At 60.9% G+C, this 15314-nt stretch carries 11 protein-coding genes; 2 read left to right on the plus strand and 9 right to left on the minus strand.

What is annotated here, in order from left to right; all coding sequences use genetic code 11:
• Positions 1-22 precede the first annotated feature (22 nt).
• Entirely contained in the window at positions 23-1468 is a 1446-nt protein-coding gene (locus tag ABRP66_RS05580) for a zinc-dependent metalloprotease (protein ID WP_349838432.1), read from the plus strand.
• A 6-nt stretch (positions 1469-1474) separates the two neighbouring features.
• Here ABRP66_RS05580 and ABRP66_RS05585 read toward each other — a convergent pair whose 3' ends face one another.
• Positions 1475-1996: a M48 family metallopeptidase gene (locus ABRP66_RS05585; protein WP_284796841.1), complete on the minus strand. Its 522-nt coding sequence runs from the start codon at positions 1994-1996 to the stop codon at positions 1475-1477.
• A gap of 85 nt (positions 1997-2081) precedes the next feature.
• Here ABRP66_RS05585 and ABRP66_RS05590 point away from each other — a divergent pair, with 85 nt between their 5' ends.
• Positions 2082-2978 (plus strand): hypothetical protein, encoded by an 897-nt coding sequence (locus ABRP66_RS05590; protein WP_284849903.1) that lies wholly within the window; start codon positions 2082-2084, stop codon positions 2976-2978.
• Here ABRP66_RS05590 and ABRP66_RS05595 read toward each other — a convergent pair.
• The 8 genes from ABRP66_RS05595 to ABRP66_RS05630 all read right to left on the minus strand — a co-directional run bounded on the left by ABRP66_RS05595 (position 2956) and on the right by ABRP66_RS05630 (position 15308).
• A complete protein-coding gene (locus ABRP66_RS05595) occupies positions 2956-5010 on the minus strand; it encodes an ATP-dependent DNA helicase UvrD2 (RefSeq protein WP_284785024.1) in 2055 nt (684 codons plus the stop codon). The genes ABRP66_RS05590 and ABRP66_RS05595 overlap by 23 nt on opposite strands.
• Entirely contained in the window at positions 5003-5734 is a 732-nt protein-coding gene (locus ABRP66_RS05600) for an NAD(+) diphosphatase (protein ID WP_284781742.1), read from the minus strand. Before ABRP66_RS05600 ends, ABRP66_RS05595 begins: the two co-directional genes overlap by 8 nt.
• On the minus strand, positions 5735-6853 hold the full coding sequence (locus tag ABRP66_RS05605; RefSeq protein ID WP_284770008.1) for a potassium channel family protein: 1119 nt from the start codon (positions 6851-6853) through the stop codon (positions 5735-5737).
• Between the two features lie 99 nt (positions 6854-6952).
• Positions 6953-10132 (minus strand): ATP-dependent helicase, encoded by a 3180-nt coding sequence (locus ABRP66_RS05610; RefSeq protein ID WP_284770009.1) that lies wholly within the window; start codon positions 10130-10132, stop codon positions 6953-6955.
• Complete coding sequence (locus ABRP66_RS05615; RefSeq protein WP_284770099.1) at positions 10125-13232, minus strand: ATP-dependent helicase; 3108 nt, start codon at positions 13230-13232, stop codon at positions 10125-10127. The genes ABRP66_RS05610 and ABRP66_RS05615 overlap by 8 nt, the downstream gene beginning before the upstream one ends.
• 32 nt (positions 13233-13264) lie before the next feature.
• Complete coding sequence (locus ABRP66_RS05620; protein WP_284781744.1) at positions 13265-14053, minus strand: hypothetical protein; 789 nt, start codon at positions 14051-14053, stop codon at positions 13265-13267.
• Between the two features lie 10 nt (positions 14054-14063).
• Entirely contained in the window at positions 14064-15017 is a 954-nt protein-coding gene (locus ABRP66_RS05625) for a DUF3152 domain-containing protein (protein WP_284849900.1), read from the minus strand.
• 66 nt (positions 15018-15083) lie between these two features.
• The gene (locus ABRP66_RS05630; RefSeq protein ID WP_239269424.1) at positions 15084-15308 is read right to left on the minus strand and encodes a DUF3107 domain-containing protein; all 225 of its coding nucleotides are present in this window, start codon (positions 15306-15308) and stop codon (positions 15084-15086) included.
• Between the last annotated feature and the right edge of the window lie 6 nt (positions 15309-15314).

Genomic DNA, 15314 nt, shown 5'->3' on the forward strand with positions numbered 1-15314 from the left:
CGGTGCCGGTAGATTGGAGCGCATGAGCAACGGATTCGGTTTTTCTTTCCCAAATAACGATGACGACGATAATGACGGCCATCGTGACCAGAACCCGTTCGGCGCATTCGGCGGCGGTAATGGTGGCGGCCTCGGAGACATGCTGAACCAGTTCGGTCAGATGCTATCCGGCATGGGCTCGTCCATGAACTCGCCCCAGAACTCCGGGCCGGTCAATTACGACATGGCCAAGCGCATCGCCCTTCAGCAGATCCCCAAGTCAAAGAGCATCAGCGCGGAAGATTCCAAGGCAGTAGAGGAATCGGTGCGCTTGGCGGAGCTGTGGCTTGACGATGCCTCCATTCTCCCCACCGCTTCCGGTGCCACGCAGGCATGGGATTCCAAGCAGTGGTTGGAAGAAACCATGCCCGCTTGGGAGCGCATGGTCACCCCGGTGGCCCAGCACATGAACGATGCCCAGCTGGAGTCCATGCCGGAAGAGGCCCGCGAAATGATGGGTCCAATGACTAAGATGATGGGCCAAATGTCCAGCATGAATTTCGGTATGCAGCTAGGCCACGCCTTGGGCGATCTGGCCAGCCAGGCACTAACCGGCTCCGACTTTGGCCTGCCCATCGCCCCGGCCAATACGGTGGCGCTTTTGCCGCATACCATTCAGAAAGTCGCGCGCGAGCTCAACGTTCCTGGCCAAGAAGTACTGGTGTACATTGCCGCGCGCGAGGCCGCCCGCCAGCGCTTGTTCAAGCACGTGCCGTGGTTGGTAGAGCGCATCGTCTCCTCCGTGGAGGAATACGCCATCGGTTTGGTCATTGATACCTCCCACATTGAAGAGCTTGCCCGCGAGCTCAACCTAGAATCCGGCGATCCGCAGGCCATTCAAGAGGCAATGAGCAAGCTGCAGGGAATGGACCTCTCCCCGCGCATTACCTCCAAGAACACCGCTGCCGCATCAAGGCTAGAAACCCTGCTGGCCTTGGTTGAGGGCTGGGCCGAGCACGTCGTAAGCGAGGCCTTGGGCGATCGCATCCCCTCTACCTCCAAGCTCACTGAAGCCTGGGCGCACCGCCGCAGCACCGGCGGGTCTGCCGAGCAGGCTTTCAGCAAGGTCGTGGGCATCGAGCTCAACGCCCCCAAGGTGACCGAGGCCGCCGAGCTGTGGCGCCGCGCCACCGTTGCCGTGGGTGCAGAGAAGCGCGATAAGGCCTGGGACCACCCAGACTTCCTGCCCACCGCAGAGCACCTCGATAACCCGGCTGCCTTCATCGATTCCCTCTTGGATGACGAGCCGGATGAGGGTTTCGAGGAAGAATTTGCCAAGCTCGAAGAGATGCTCAAAAACGGCGAGGACTCCGAAAACAAATTCGAAGAGGACAAGGATTCTGCAGAGGACCAGGATTCCAAGGGCAGCGACGACGGTGCCGACAGCGACGAGAGCACCCATAAGGACAACGGCAGCGAGGATAAGTAGCTCGCGTTAACCGCCCCAGCGCTGGTAGGCCTCGAGGTAGCCCTTGGCCCGCTCGGCGTGGGGTGCCCTATCGGCCCACTGCCAGAATTCGCGCCCATGGCGCGGGATGAAGGTATGGGCCAGCTCATGGATGATGACCGAATCCAACACATAATCCGGCACCTGCTGTAGCCGGTTGCTCAGCCGGATATCCGCGGTGGAGGTAGTACAACTACCCCACCGCGTATTTTGATTGCTCACCCACCGGATGGACCCAATCCAGGCTCGCCCTTCCAGGTACTGTGCGTTGAGCTGTTCGGCGCGCTGAAGGAGCGCCGCATCGGTCTTCGCCGCACCACCGGTTTTCTTTTCTAAGCGCGCGAGCATGTCCTGTACCGCCTCGTTTTCCTCACGGGCGGACATCCAGGCAGGAATGCGCACTTCCAATACCCCGGCCACCATGCGCGCCTGCACCGACTTTCGCCGCCGCGCAGAACGGATAACCTTGACCTCAGGGTGGTTACTTCCTGGTGGTTGCGTGCTCGACATGACAGGCCATTGTACCTGTGGTGCAATGGACCCACATGCGGCGCTAAGCCGTATTTGGGGTGATCGAGGGGATTCGGGGGAAGCAATGACTGCCTCACAAGGCACGACTCAACTTGTGACGTTGGCGCCAGGGTGTGGCGTATTTTGCCGCGAGGATTCCGTGGTGCAATTTGGGATGGATGCCACCCGGGTGGCGGTGGCGGAAACGGGCAATGCGCCGGGTATAGCGCGTGCTTTTGCCACCGCCCATCAGCCGGTCGACTCTTCCGACTTGGCGGCGCGGTTGGAAGCGGCCGGCTTGGATCGCGCTGCCGCCAGCAGCCTTATCGATGATGCCCTAGCCTATGGCATCCTCTGGCCCCTGCCACCGCATCCCAAGAAGCCTGAAACCATCATCATGCTGGGTGAGTCCCCGCTCGCTGTGGAGCTACGCGCCCGTTTGACGGCAGATGGATACACGGTGCGCATCCCCCTGGATGAGGACAATATCTTTTCCTATATCCACGACCTCGATGGGCTTTTTACGGTCCTTGGCATCGACCAGCTCCACTGCCCCATCGATTGCGCCAATGCGCTTGCCGGCACGCCGACGACCTGGCTGCCCATTTCTTTACTGGATAACCGCGGCATCATCGGGCCCCTGCGCGTAAAAGGGCAAGGCCCCTGCCCACTGTGCATTCACTTATTCCGCGTGGATGCGGATCCACAGTGGAGCACCATTGCCTCCCAGCTCACCAGCGTGCGCAGGCAGCCAGAAAAACTAGTCATCGATGCTGTAGCGGCCCAAGCACAGGTGGTGATTCGCCGCTTAAGCAAGCGCCCCTTACCACCAGGCGCGCCCACGGCCTTCCCACGGCCTGGGCAGCAATGGGAGGTAGACGTCTACGGCCGCCACCAGCAACGCACGGCGATCGCCCATCCGCGATGCCCGGTGTGCTTCGGCGGCAAGGTCAACCTGGCTACAGCCGCACAGAGCGAATGACCTCCAGGATTTGCTCGCCGTAGCGCTCCAACTTATTGGGCCCTATTCCGGAAATGGACAGCAGCTCCGCCTCATCTGCCGGCAGCTCTTCCGAGATGGCTTGCAGCGTGGCATCCGTAAAGATGACATAGGCCGGAACCTTTTCCTCACGGGCCACCTGCGCGCGCCACGAGCGCAGGGCGGAAAAGACCTCGTCATCGCCATTGCCCTCACAGTCTTCATGCCGGCCAATGACCTTTTCCGCCGGGGTCTCTAAAACCCCGCTGCATACGCGGCAGCGTTTCGGGCGGCGGGAGCGGCCACTCCCTGCAGAAGATTCCACGCCGGGCGCGATGCCGTCGAGGAACCGGGTGCGTTCCCGGGAGGCTCGCGAACCGGCGGTCTTCGCCAATGCCCACGACAGGGCCAGGTGCTCGCGGGCGCGGGTAATGCCTACATAAAACAGGCGGCGTTCTTCCTCAATCTGCTCATCGCCCGCCTTAATGGCGTGGTTGATGGGCATGAGTTTTTCGCTCAGCCCGACGAGGAAGACGGCGTCCCATTCCAAGCCCTTCGCCGCGTGCACCGTAGCGAGGGTCACGCCCTCCATGGCGGGGGCTTGCTTATCGGTGGAGCGGCGCCGCAGCTCACCCAGCACCCCATTGAGATCGATACCCGGGGTGGATTCCACGATCTTTTCGATCAAGCCCACCAGCGCGTTCAGCGATTGCCACCGCTCGCGGGCCTGCGCACCCTGCGGTTCGGTGGCGCTGAGCCCAAGCTCCACGAAGGCGGCCCGCGCAATCGCCACGGGGTCCTCCGGCAAATCATCGCGGCGCGTGGCGGCGATGAGCACGCGAATGGCCTCCAGAATCTCCGGGCGGCGGAAGAAACCTTCACCGCCGCGGACTTGGTAGACCACTCCGGCATCGGCAAGCGCCTGCTCGAACTGTTCCGACTGGGCGTTAATGCGGTACAAGATGGCAATTTCTGAAGCCGGCACACCCTGATTGAGCAGTGTCAGCACCTGCCCAGCCACCTCCTGCGCCTCATTTTCCTCGGACTCGTAGGCCTTGAACGTCGGCTCCGGCCCGGGCTCGCGCATGCCCTGCAGCTCCAAGCGGGTGCCCGCCGCGCGCCCCGTAGCCTTGCCGATGACCCGGTTCGCCAAATCCGTTACCTGCGGCGTGGAACGATAGTCGCGCTGCAGCTTGACGATGGTCCCGTCCGGATAGCTGCGCGAAAAATTCAGCAGGTACTCCGGAGATGCGCCATTGAAGGAATAGATGGTCTGGTTGGCATCGCCCACCACGGTGAGATCATCGCGATCACCCAGCCAGGCGTTCAGCACGCGCTGCTGCAGGGGCGTGACGTCCTGGTACTCGTCAACGACGAAGGTGCGGTATTGCTCGCGGAAGGTCTCCGCAATGGCTGGGACGTTTTCGATGGCGCCCGCGATGTGCATGAGCAGGTCATCGAAGTCCAGATGCATCATATCCGGCGTGGCTTTGGCCTTTTCGTAACGCCGGAAGGCCTCGGCCACCTTGGCGGCATCAGCCGGGGCGGTGCGATCCGTTTCCGCGATGACGCTCTCATAGTCCTCCGCGCTGACCAGTGCGGATTTCGCCCATTCGATTTCCGCCAGCACGTCACGGATCATGTCTTTGGAATTATCCAGCCCCACCGAGCGCACCGCGCGGGCTACCAACGGGAATTTATTATCCAAAAGCGTCCATGGCAGATCGCCTGCGACCTGCGGCCAGAAATACTTCAGCTGCCGCCGCGCGGCCGCGTGAAAGGTTTGGGCCTGCACGCCAGCAACACCCATCATGCGCAGGCGATCCCGCATTTCTCCCGCCGCACGCGCGGTAAAGGTCACGGCCAAAACTCGCTGGGGGTTTACGAACCCTTGATCCACCATGTTGGCGATGCGATAGGTAATGGTGCGGGTCTTACCGGTGCCCGCGCCCGCCAAAATGCACACCGGTCCGCGCGGGGCGGTGGCCGCGCGGCGCTGATCCTCATCCAGCAGGGACAAATCCGGCTTACTCACCGTGATACCACTCCATAATCATCGTGTGTGCGATAGAACCCGCGGTGGCCAGCGGAAGCTTAGGCAGCTCGGCGCGGGTCACCCAACGAATTTCTTCCAGTTCCCCATCAGTATGGCAGGTGGCCTGGACATCCGATGTCTCTGCGTGAAAGCCCAGCATAAGCGAGCCACTCGGCGGCCACGGCTGGGATCCCCAGTAACGAAGATTCTCAATGCGCCGCCCAGTTTCCTCCATGGTTTCGCGGGCAAAGGCGTCCTCAATGGTCTCGCCCGGCTCCACGTATCCAGCAATCAAAGAAAAGAAGTTATTGCGCCCGCGATTGCGCGCCAGCAAAATCTTCTCCTCGCCCTTGAGCTCAATAAGGCCAATGACCGCGGGGTCCAAGCGCGGGAATACCATGCGGCGCGAATCCTGCGGATCGCGGCCAACGATACCCGGCGTTGGATAGTCCAACGGTTGGCCTGTGCGTGGATCGAAGCGTTGCTCCAACCTGTTGCGGATCAAGGCAATCGCCTGCATGATAAGGGAATTATCGGCGAAAAAGGTCGCAGGTTGCAGCTGCCCTATCCCCCGTGCAATTGCTTCCGGGCAGGCAAAAACGTGCAGCGTGCCGATGTCCACCATCTCCGGAGTTCCCACACCTTCCGGCAATTCCTCCACCAACGCCGCGTCCCCACTCGCGGTGGCGGGCACTAGTCCCGTGTGCGTTACGGGCAAATACAATTAATCCTCCTCGTCATCATCTTGCACTTCCACGGGTTGTTCCAGATCGTGCTTGATATACAGCAGGCGGTCGCCCGGTTTCAGTGCGGAGGCATCAGCAGTATCGACGCGGTGGAGTTCGTTATTGCGCAGCACCGCGAGCACGATATCCGCCAGGTGGCGCGGGTTGGACCCGACCTCGAACTCGCGCACGGCGCGCTCAGATACCGAAAAGCCCTCATTAGGAGAAAGCAGGTCTTCCATCATTTCCACCACGGTGGGGGTCACGGTGGCAAGCCCCAGCAGGCGGCCGGCGGTCTCTGCGGACGTCACCACGGAATCGGCACCAGATTGGCGCAGAAGGTGGCGGTTTTCGGACTCGCGCACCGAGGCCACAATCTTGGCCTTGGGGGCAAGCTCGCGCACCGATAGGCAGCACAGCACCGCGGTATCGTCCGAGGACGGGGTGACCACTATGGAGCTCGCGTGCTCCACCCCGGCCACCTTAAGCACGTCCTGCTTGGTTCCCGAACCAAAGATGGTGACCAGGCCGTGGTGCTCCGCATGCGCCAGCGACGCGCGGTTATTATCGATGACCACGATCTGGGAGGTGGGTACGTCATCTGCCAAGAGCGCGGCGACTGCCCCGGCGCCCTTCGTTCCATAGCCAATAACGACGGTGTGGTTACGCAATTGTTTTCTCCAGTTCTGGATTTCAAAGGTGCGGCGGGCCTTGTCCGTCAGCACGGAGAGCGTCGCACCAACCAACAGCACAAGGAAGACGAGGCGGGCCGGGGTGATAAGTACGAGGTTAATAAACCGCGATTGCTCCGTAACGGGAACGATATCGCCATACCCCACTGTGGTCAGCGTGACGGCGGCATAGTAGGAGGAATCCAAAAGCGACATGTCCTCGCTATAGCCCTCGCCGTCCAAGTACACCACGACGGTGACGAAGATGAGTATGCCAAATGCCCACAGCGCGCGTTTGGCCAACTGGCGCCACGGGCTGGCATTTTGATCCTTGGGCACAGTGATGACATCAAGGAGCGCGTGATCAGGTTGCGAGGACAACTCGACTTGGGGCAAAAAGCGCTGTTTAATACGCCCTTTGAACACCTTCGCACGTTTTCTGGCCACTGGCCCAGCCTTCTTTTCTGGATCGATTTTTCATTCCGCCGGTTATACGGGGACGCAACTATCCATTCATCGTCCGCATTCCGTCCCCATACCTTAGCCCTAGTGGCCTGCTACTGACGATTCAAGCAGGCTACGCAGCTCCTCACCTTGGGCTAAAGTATCTGGCTCAAAAGTATAACCATCGTGAACGTAATGGAAAGCGGCGCGGATTTTATCGCCGCCGTGGATGCGCCGCCAGGCTTCGGCATAGACCGCCAACTGGATCTTCGCCGCTTCCATAGCCGCCCCCTTCGGTGGCCGGCCAGTCTTCCAGTCCACCACCATCCACGCGCCATCTGCCAAGCGGAAGACGGCATCCATTCGCCCGCGCACCACAGCGCTGCCGATGGTGATTTCGAACGGCGCCTCCACAAAGTCCGGCTGGCGCTCCGCCCATTCGGAGTTCAGGAAGGATTCCTTGAGTTCTTCCAGGTCGAAGTCCTCCGGCTCATCGATGCCCGGCAATTCCTCTTCTCCTAGCAGCGCGGGGCTGCCAAAGCGCTCTTCCAGCCATGCGTGGAAGGCGGTGCCCCGCTTGGCATAAGAATTGGGCTTAAACGGCACCGGGCGGCGTTGCCGGCGCGCAAACTGTAGCGGATCACTGCCCAAGGCCACCATGTCAGAGGCGGTAAGCTCGCTGGGAAGTTCCACATCCACTACCGGTTGTTGCAGAGACTTGTATTCCTCAATGAGCGCGCCCGCATCCTGTTCCCACAACTCGAAGGTCTCGCCGTGGCTTAACTCAGGAAGGTCCTCCATGGCCGCTAGCACCGCATCCGCGCCAGCCAGGGAATCCGGATCGGCTTCAAGGGCGGGGAAGAGCCCGCTTTCTGCCGCATTAGCCGACGTTTCCACCGGCTCTTCGGGCACAGTCCACTCCCCCACGTACTGGGGGAAAGATTCTTTTAGCCTTTCGAGGTACTCATACGGGCCCTTCTTGGCCTTGCCCGACCGGTTATTAGTACCGGAGCCGGTAACAGTCAACGTGGACTCGGTTCTGGTCAAGGCCACATAAAACAGGCGAGCCGCTTCCTCCGCATTATGCGCGCGGTCATCATCCAAGAATGCCTTGCAGGCCTTTTCGAATTCGGAGCGAGTGACCGCATCTGGTGATACCTCAATGTAGTCATCTTCACCGGGTACCTTTTCAATCTTGGACAAAAAGGTCTCTGCCTGTGCCTTATAGCTTGAAGAATCCGCGCGCACGACATAGACGTGCTCCCACTCCAGGCCCTTGGCTTTATGCACGGTCATGATTTGTACGCGATCCGTGGAAGCAGGAACTTCCCCAAGCCCAAGGCCATCTTCATGTTCGCGAGCGAGCTCCAAATAATCTAGGAGCGCATACAGGGAATCCCCATGGAATCCGGCGACGATATCGGCGAATTTATCCAGGTGGGTGGCTCCCCCGGCGCTGCCGCGGGCAAGAACCTCGGTACGGATATTGAAGATGGCCTCGATGTCAGCGAAGAGATCGCTTAAAGGCTTGGACAGCGAGTAAGTGCGCAGGTAGCGCAGCTTGGCAGATACCTCTTCCATGCGCGCTAAGCCCTCCGGAGTATAGCGATCGCGCTCGCCGAGGTCTGCCAGGGCATCGGCAAGCCCCACCGTCTGATCTGGGCCCTCGGCCGTAAGCTGCGCCAATTGGGCGCGCAGATACTCCTCTGGATCCATGCCCTCTTCCCATTGCAGGCGCTCTTGCTTCGCCCCCGCCAAGTTGTTTTGCCGCGCGGCAAGGGCTTGGATATCGCCCATGCCCAGCCCGCAAATGGGCCCGGCGAAAATGCGGAGGGCCGCTTGAGCATCTTCCGGCCGCACCAACATGGTTGCCAGCGCTACGAGGTCCTGGATTTCCGGTTGCCACAGCAATCCACCTAGACCATTGATTTCATTGGGCACATCGACGGCATCCAGGGCAGCTGCAATGGCTGCGGTTTGCCGGTTGGTGCGCACCAATACCGCTGCGCGAAAACCATCTCCCTCGCGCGCTTCCCACTGCTGCCTTACTTTCTGGGCAATAAAATCGTGTTCCTCGTCCTCGCTGGCGAAATAGCCCAGCTCAATCTCGCCTTCTCCCTTGTGCGGGGCCGCATGCAGCTCATCGACGGGGCGCGGGCCGCCCGCAAAGACCCCGGCCGCCACCGAGTTAGCCAGCTCCAAGGCACCCGACGGGTTGCGCCACGAGGTAGTCAGCTGATCCTTGGGAGCAGGGGCGCCATCTGCTTGCGGGAAATCCTCCACGAATGCGGTGAGGTTTTCTGAGGTAGCCCCACGCCAGCCATAGATGGCCTGCATGGGATCGCCCACCGCTGTCACGGAAATGTCTTTCTGCTCCCCGCCAAAAAGGCTGCGCAATAATACTCGCTGGGCATAAGACGTGTCCTGATATTCATCCAGCATGACCACGCGGTAGCGCTGCGCCTGTTGCTTGCCCACCGCTGGGTGCGATTGCGCGAGGCGCGCTGCCACAGACATCTGCTCGCCAAAAGTGATGACCTGCTGTTCTGCCTGCGCGCGCTTGAGTTCCTCGATCAATGGCACGTACTGCACGCGCAGATCCTGGACATTGATGTGGTCCTGCAGTTTCTTGGAATACTCGCCCTTCGTCCTCGGCGCCTTTTCCAGGTTGTCAATATCAGCGCGGAAATCCCGTGCGAACTCGGCAATATCATCCGGATCCTTCAAGGAATTGTCCATATCGGAAGTGATCTTGAGCAGGGTTTCCGTGATGGAACCCAAGGTCTTTTCATCCGATAATTTACCGCCGTAATTTTTCACCACGTCATAGGCAATGGCAAAGCGCTCCGCCTCCGTGATAATTCGCGCCGAGGGCTCGACCGGGACCAAAAGGCCGTATTCGCGCACGAGCTCGCCGGCATACGAGTCATAGGTGGCCACGGTGGGTGCGATATTGTTAAGCGCCTCTGCGGCAGGGCTACCGGGGACGATGAGGCCGGAATCGCGCAGCTGAATCAGTTGGCGGCGAATGCGCTGTTCTAGTTGCTGGGCCGCCTTGCGCGTAAAGGTTAGCCCCAGTACTTCTTCTGGGCGCACGTAGCCATTGGCCACCAAATAGACCACGCGGGAGGCCATGGTTTCCGTCTTACCTGCACCCGCGCCGGCCACCACGAGCTTGGGGCCAAAAGGACCCTCGATGACGTGGGCTTGTTCCTCAGTAGGTGGGTAATCCTTGCCCAGTGCTTGGGCTATTTCTTCCGGGGAAAAATTCTGCTTAGGCATGGATGGTCATCTTTCCTTCCTCCTGCACCGGGCAGATGGTACGAATGGGGCACTTATCGCAATCTTTATTGGTGCGCGCGGTAAGTTGCGGACCACGCAGTTCCGCTGCCAGTGGTGGCAAAAGTGCGGAAAATTCTTCCAGCGCCTCTGCGGTGAGCTGGCTTTGTGTGCGCGTGGTGATTTTGCTGGAATCTTTTCCGGGATAGACAAGAACTCCGCCTGCGCGCGGCATCCCTTCGCCATCGCGCACGCGCTGCCCGTCAAAGCTTCCCCGGGACAAGGCCAATTGGTAGGTCATTAGCTGGCGGTTTTCTTCCGCCTCTGCCTGCGTCGCTGCAGATTTACCGGTCTTGAGATCCACGACCAGGTAATTTCCGTCTCCATCCTGCATCAAGCGGTCCATGAAGCCGCCAACCCGGATATCCGGGGCGACCTCGACGTAGACGGGTACTTCTACCCCGGCGAGTTCATTTTTGACCTCGGATTGCTGTGCCCATTGCTGCGTGCGCTCCAGCAGGCGGGAGAATTCTTCCAACTTGCTCTGTAGTTGCCACTGCGGAACATCCAGGATGAGCTCATAGGCTTCCATGACGAGCAGGCGGGCCTTTTCCGCATCCATGCCGCGGCCGATGGCCTCCAAGAAGGCGTGTGCCATGGTGCCGCGCAAAAGGTGCTCGGCGCCGCTGGAATCTTCGGCCAAGTTTCCCACAATCGCCTTGAGCGGGCAGTTGAGCAGGGCTTCGACCCGGGATGGCGATAGGCTCTTGCTACCGCGCAGCTGCGTATGCGATGCCACAGAGCGCGCGGAAAACCACTGGTCTGGATGGGCGCCTGGGATTTCCGCCTGCGCTAAGCGCGCCAGCTGCCGGGCCGCTTGGCGCCGCTCCGCCTCGCCAGAATCTGGATTCGTGACCACGCGGCGCAATTGCGCCACAAAGGAAGGAACGGACAGTACCGCCACGTCGAGGGGATCGACCTCGAGTCCATCGCGCAGGGACACCGGTGCCGGCTCGGGAACGTCCAAGCCCAGCTCGCGGGGGAATTGGGTGGCGCGCAAGGCGCGGCTGGCTTCCCGGCGCGCCATTGTCCCGGGCACATCTACCCCGCGCCCGGTAAATTCCGCGATGAAGCGGGAAGGTTCTGCAAAGGCATCCTCGTTGGGATTTTCCACCGCAGCGATGAGTAACCGGTTCCGGTGGCGCGTGGTGGCGACGTGGAAGAGCCGGCGCTCTTCGGCCAGACGGGAGGCAATGTGGCTAACAGGGGTATCAGGCTCAATATCGCGGTCCAGGAGATCGATGAGATCTTCTTGGCCAAAAATGGACCCGGTCTCCCCCAGCGAGGGCCACGCGCCTTCTTGTGCTCCTACGACGATGACGGTATCCCATTCGCGGCCGACGGCGCCGTGGGCGGTGATGATCTCCACGGCCTGCGGGATGGCGGTACGGCGGTCGCGCACGCCGGTGGGCAGTTCTTGTTCGGTGATGTGAGTTAAAAAGGACTGCAGCGAGGAGCCGGGTCGGCGCTCGGAGTAATCACCGGCAGCATCAAAAAGCGCCATCATGGCATCGAGGTCACGATCCGCCTGCGAGCCGGTGGCGCCGCCGCGCAAGGCGGATGCCTGCAGGCGCATATCCAGCTCGGTAGCGCTCCATACCTCCCACAGGATTTCTTCCACAGAAGCCTGGGCTTGCACGGCCTGCCTGCCCGCGGAAAGTACTGCGCGCACGCGCTCTAGGATGGAAAATTCGCGTTCGGTGAGTTGGCCATTGAAGTCCGGCAGCTCGCCCTGCAAGAGCTCGCGCAGGCTATCCATGCCGCGCGCATCGGGCGCCCACCGGCGCAGACCGCGAATCAGGCGGCGCAGGGTGACGGGATCCGCCCCTCCCACTGGACCGGTCAGCAATTCCTCGAGCTCCACATTGCTGAGGTCTTCTTCCAAGGCGCGCAGGGCGAGGAGCATGGCAGATACTAGGCGTTGTTCTGCCAAAATCACGTCGGTCGGGCTGATGTGTACGGGTACGCCGGCGGCCAGCAAGGTGCGGCGCATCTGGCCTATATCCGCCGTCGAGCGGACGATGACGGCGATATCGCGCCACTGCACGCCATCGTCCAAATGGCGGCGACGCACGGTATCGGCCACCACATCGCGCAGGCGGCCCTCAGAATCCACGATGGAAACGCAGGCCGGGGATCCGTTGCGGTGCGGCTGCGAAAGCTCCACGGAGTGTTCCGCGGGAAATTCTTCAAGGAATTGCGAATTAGCACCGCGGAAGGCAAAGACGGATTGGTCCGCATCACCGCCGATGACCAGCAATTGTGCATCGGGGGCCAAGCGGGAGATGAGCTTGCCCGCGGTGGGATCCAATAGCTGGGCGTCATCAACCACGATGGTGTGCCACGGGTGTGAATTCGTAAGTTCTGGGCGCAGCAAGACTTGGTTGACTAGCTCGGCCGCGGAATAAGAATGCGCACCGGAAAGTGCTTGGACGCGTTCGTATTCGCGCAGGAACATACCGGCGGCAACCCACATTCCACGGCCGTACTTAGCCCCGAGGCTCTCCAAATCCGCGGGGCTTAAGCCACGTTCGATGGAGCGCAAAAGAAAATCGCGCAATTGGCGGGCAAAGCCTACATACTCTAGGGCGGGGCGAACTTCCTCCGGCCATTCGCCGTGGCCGGATTCAGCGTGGCCTTCGAGCAATTCCCGGATAACGGCATCTTGTTCCGCGCCGGTGATAAGGCGCAATTCCTCGTCGCTTGCACTGCGCAGGAGGGCAAAGGCCAAGGAGTGGATGGAGCGGACCATGGAGGATTGCGCCGCATAATCTTCGAGGCGCTCTGAAAGCTCACGGCGCAGGCGGGCGCCGGATTCCTTGGAGGCGGCAACAACGAGGATGCCGGAGGGATCTGCCCCCGTCTCCTGGGCGCGGTCGAGGGCATGAATGACGGTATCGATAAGAAAACTGGATACGCCGGTTCCGGCGGTGCCGGTTACCTTCCAGGTACCGGTTTCCGGCAGCTCAACGGGCCAGGAACGAGCGTGTGCGGACGGGGTGCGGGCGATGAGTCGTACCTCTGGCGACGGCGGTAGGACCACTCCCGCGCGGGCGGTGGAATGGGGATTGTAAGTCACCGCCCCAGTATCGCAGATGCCCTAGACACAAGAAACTGTTCCACCCGCTCAATATTAGAACGCACATTCGAGCGTGACCGCGGATTCAAATCATTGATATGCCGGCGGTAGGACACAGCCCGCAGCAAAAGCTCCTGCATACCCGGCACGTGACCAAACCGCTGGCAGATATCATCATCTACCACTTGCGCGATCAACCCATCCACGATCACGAGCGCAGCGCTCCACCCGGCTGGGCGCGCGGATTGACTCGGCACGAGATCCACGATTCCCGGTGGGTGCGCGCCATAAAAGACCGTGGTGGTCAGCAGGGCGGTATGGGCGGTGACCATGGGGACACCGGCAAGCGCGGCCTTATCGTAGGCCTCCCCCGTCTCCGCCCAGGCGGTGCGCTCCGCGCGGGCGAAGGCATCATCGCGGTGCGTACCCGGAGGTGCTGGTGCATTAGCCATGGCATCGTCCAAGCGCAAGGCCGTCTGCGCCGCTTCATCGATACGCCCGGTGACCTCGCCGGGAAGGAACTGCGTCGCCTTCCACCCGGCCGCGGTATGGCGCCCGTCGCTCGCGAGAACCGGCCGCGATACCCGCGCGCCCGGTACGCTGAGCTTTTCGCGCACCTTGGCAGACCACGCCGCGAAGGGGCCGGCCTGGGAGTAGACCACATCGCCCACCTTGATGCCGTTATCCCATACTGGGCCCAGCTGATCGCCTTGGGCCCGGCGCGACCCTGTCGCACCGGTTTCTGCGTGGAAGGCGCTTAAAACATGCTCTGGGGGAAGCGGCATCCAGTACTCCTTATTGGGGTTGGTGGGGATCCTTTTGCTCCGGATTGGGATATGGCCACGGGTTAGGCTCGCAGGTCACATCCTCATCAGGATAGACCTCCTTGGGATTGCGGTCATGCAATTTTTTATTGTTCAAACTCAGCGTCTGCTGCATCATTACCGGGGCCAATTTGCCCTCGCCGCCGCACTGCTGGTGGGAGGCATAGCCAATGGCGTGGCCCAATTCGTGGTTGATGACGTACTGGCGGTAATTGCCCAAATCGCCCTCAAAGGGTGTGGCCCCGCGCACCCACCGCGCTTCATTAATGATGGTGGTGGATTCGCCGGTGAACTTTGTGTGGCAAGAGGTTTCCGTTTCGATCTTCTCGCCACACCGCTCCGCGGCCGTACCTAATGAGGTCAGCTGGATGCGGGTATCGGGATTATCAGCGGAGGCAACGTGCTCGAATTCGAAATCACCTTGGGCAGTCCACCCGCGTGGATCCGCAAGGGTTGCCTCCACCATTGCGGCAAAGGCATCATCACCGCCGTAGGGAGCGGTATTGAGCCCATCTTCCACCTCGATGGAGTAGCGCACCTTCTTCTCGCCACCCTCGCCGGCTACGGCGCCGGGGCGGCCGATTGCGTGGAACGTGCCCTTTCCTTTTTTGGTGAAGTCACTTCCTGGGGGCATCTCACTAATCTCGCGCTCTACCGCCTCCGCATTCGCGGGGTCGGGGCCGGTGAGATCCTCGTGGGTAGGGGTGGCGGCTGCGGTGGTCTCCGCGCTGGATGCATCGCCGTTATCATCGGTCGAAGAGCCGGACGCGATATCCACAATCACCCAGATGGTAAGCAGCACCATCACGGGGATAGCCACTACACGCCACCAGCCGTAGCGGCGGGCGAACCGGACCACCGGGTTCGGGTGATCCGGGATTCGCCCATGGCTCTGGTGAGCCTTGCGATTCTGCCTACTTTCCATAGGCATTGAGGGTACCCGGTTGCCTATTCAAAAACTGAATTAGCAAACCTTCAGAAAGCCCCAAGCTTAGGCGCCGGCGAATCCGACGGACTGCTTCTTAGCGGCGCCAACCTCGACGTACACCACGCGGTCCGTGCGCACGAGGTACTTGCGACCCTTGTCATCTTCTAGCTCCAACGTGGAGTTTTCCGCCAGGGCGCTATTAATCTTTTGCGTCAGCTCCGCCTGCTCGCCACTGGTGCTAATAATCAGCTCGCGCGGGGTATCTGCAAAACCAAACTTGATATCCATAAAAAG

Origin of the sequence: Corynebacterium sp. KPL2680 (assembly GCF_040225675.1) — a bacterium.
Classification (GTDB): domain Bacteria; phylum Actinomycetota; class Actinomycetes; order Mycobacteriales; family Mycobacteriaceae; genus Corynebacterium; species Corynebacterium rhinophilum.

Excerpts from the sequence above, each read along its gene's own strand:
- ABRP66_RS05630 (WP_239269424.1), bottom strand. The coding sequence starts at position 15,308 with ATGGATATCAAGTTTGGTTTTGCAGATACCCCGCGCGAGCTGATTATT.
- ABRP66_RS05620 (WP_284781744.1), bottom strand. The coding sequence starts at position 14,053 with ATGCCGCTTCCCCCAGAGCATGTTTTAAGCGCCTTCCACGCAGAAACC.
- ABRP66_RS05610 (WP_284770009.1), bottom strand. The coding sequence starts at position 10,132 with ATGCCTAAGCAGAATTTTTCCCCGGAAGAAATAGCCCAAGCACTGGGC.
- ABRP66_RS05585 (WP_284796841.1), bottom strand. The coding sequence starts at position 1,996 with ATGTCGAGCACGCAACCACCAGGAAGTAACCACCCTGAGGTCAAGGTT.
- ABRP66_RS05580 (WP_349838432.1), top strand. The coding sequence starts at position 23 with ATGAGCAACGGATTCGGTTTTTCTTTCCCAAATAACGATGACGACGAT.
- ABRP66_RS05590 (WP_284849903.1), top strand. The coding sequence starts at position 2,082 with ATGACTGCCTCACAAGGCACGACTCAACTTGTGACGTTGGCGCCAGGG.
- ABRP66_RS05625 (WP_284849900.1), bottom strand. The coding sequence starts at position 15,017 with ATGGAAAGTAGGCAGAATCGCAAGGCTCACCAGAGCCATGGGCGAATC.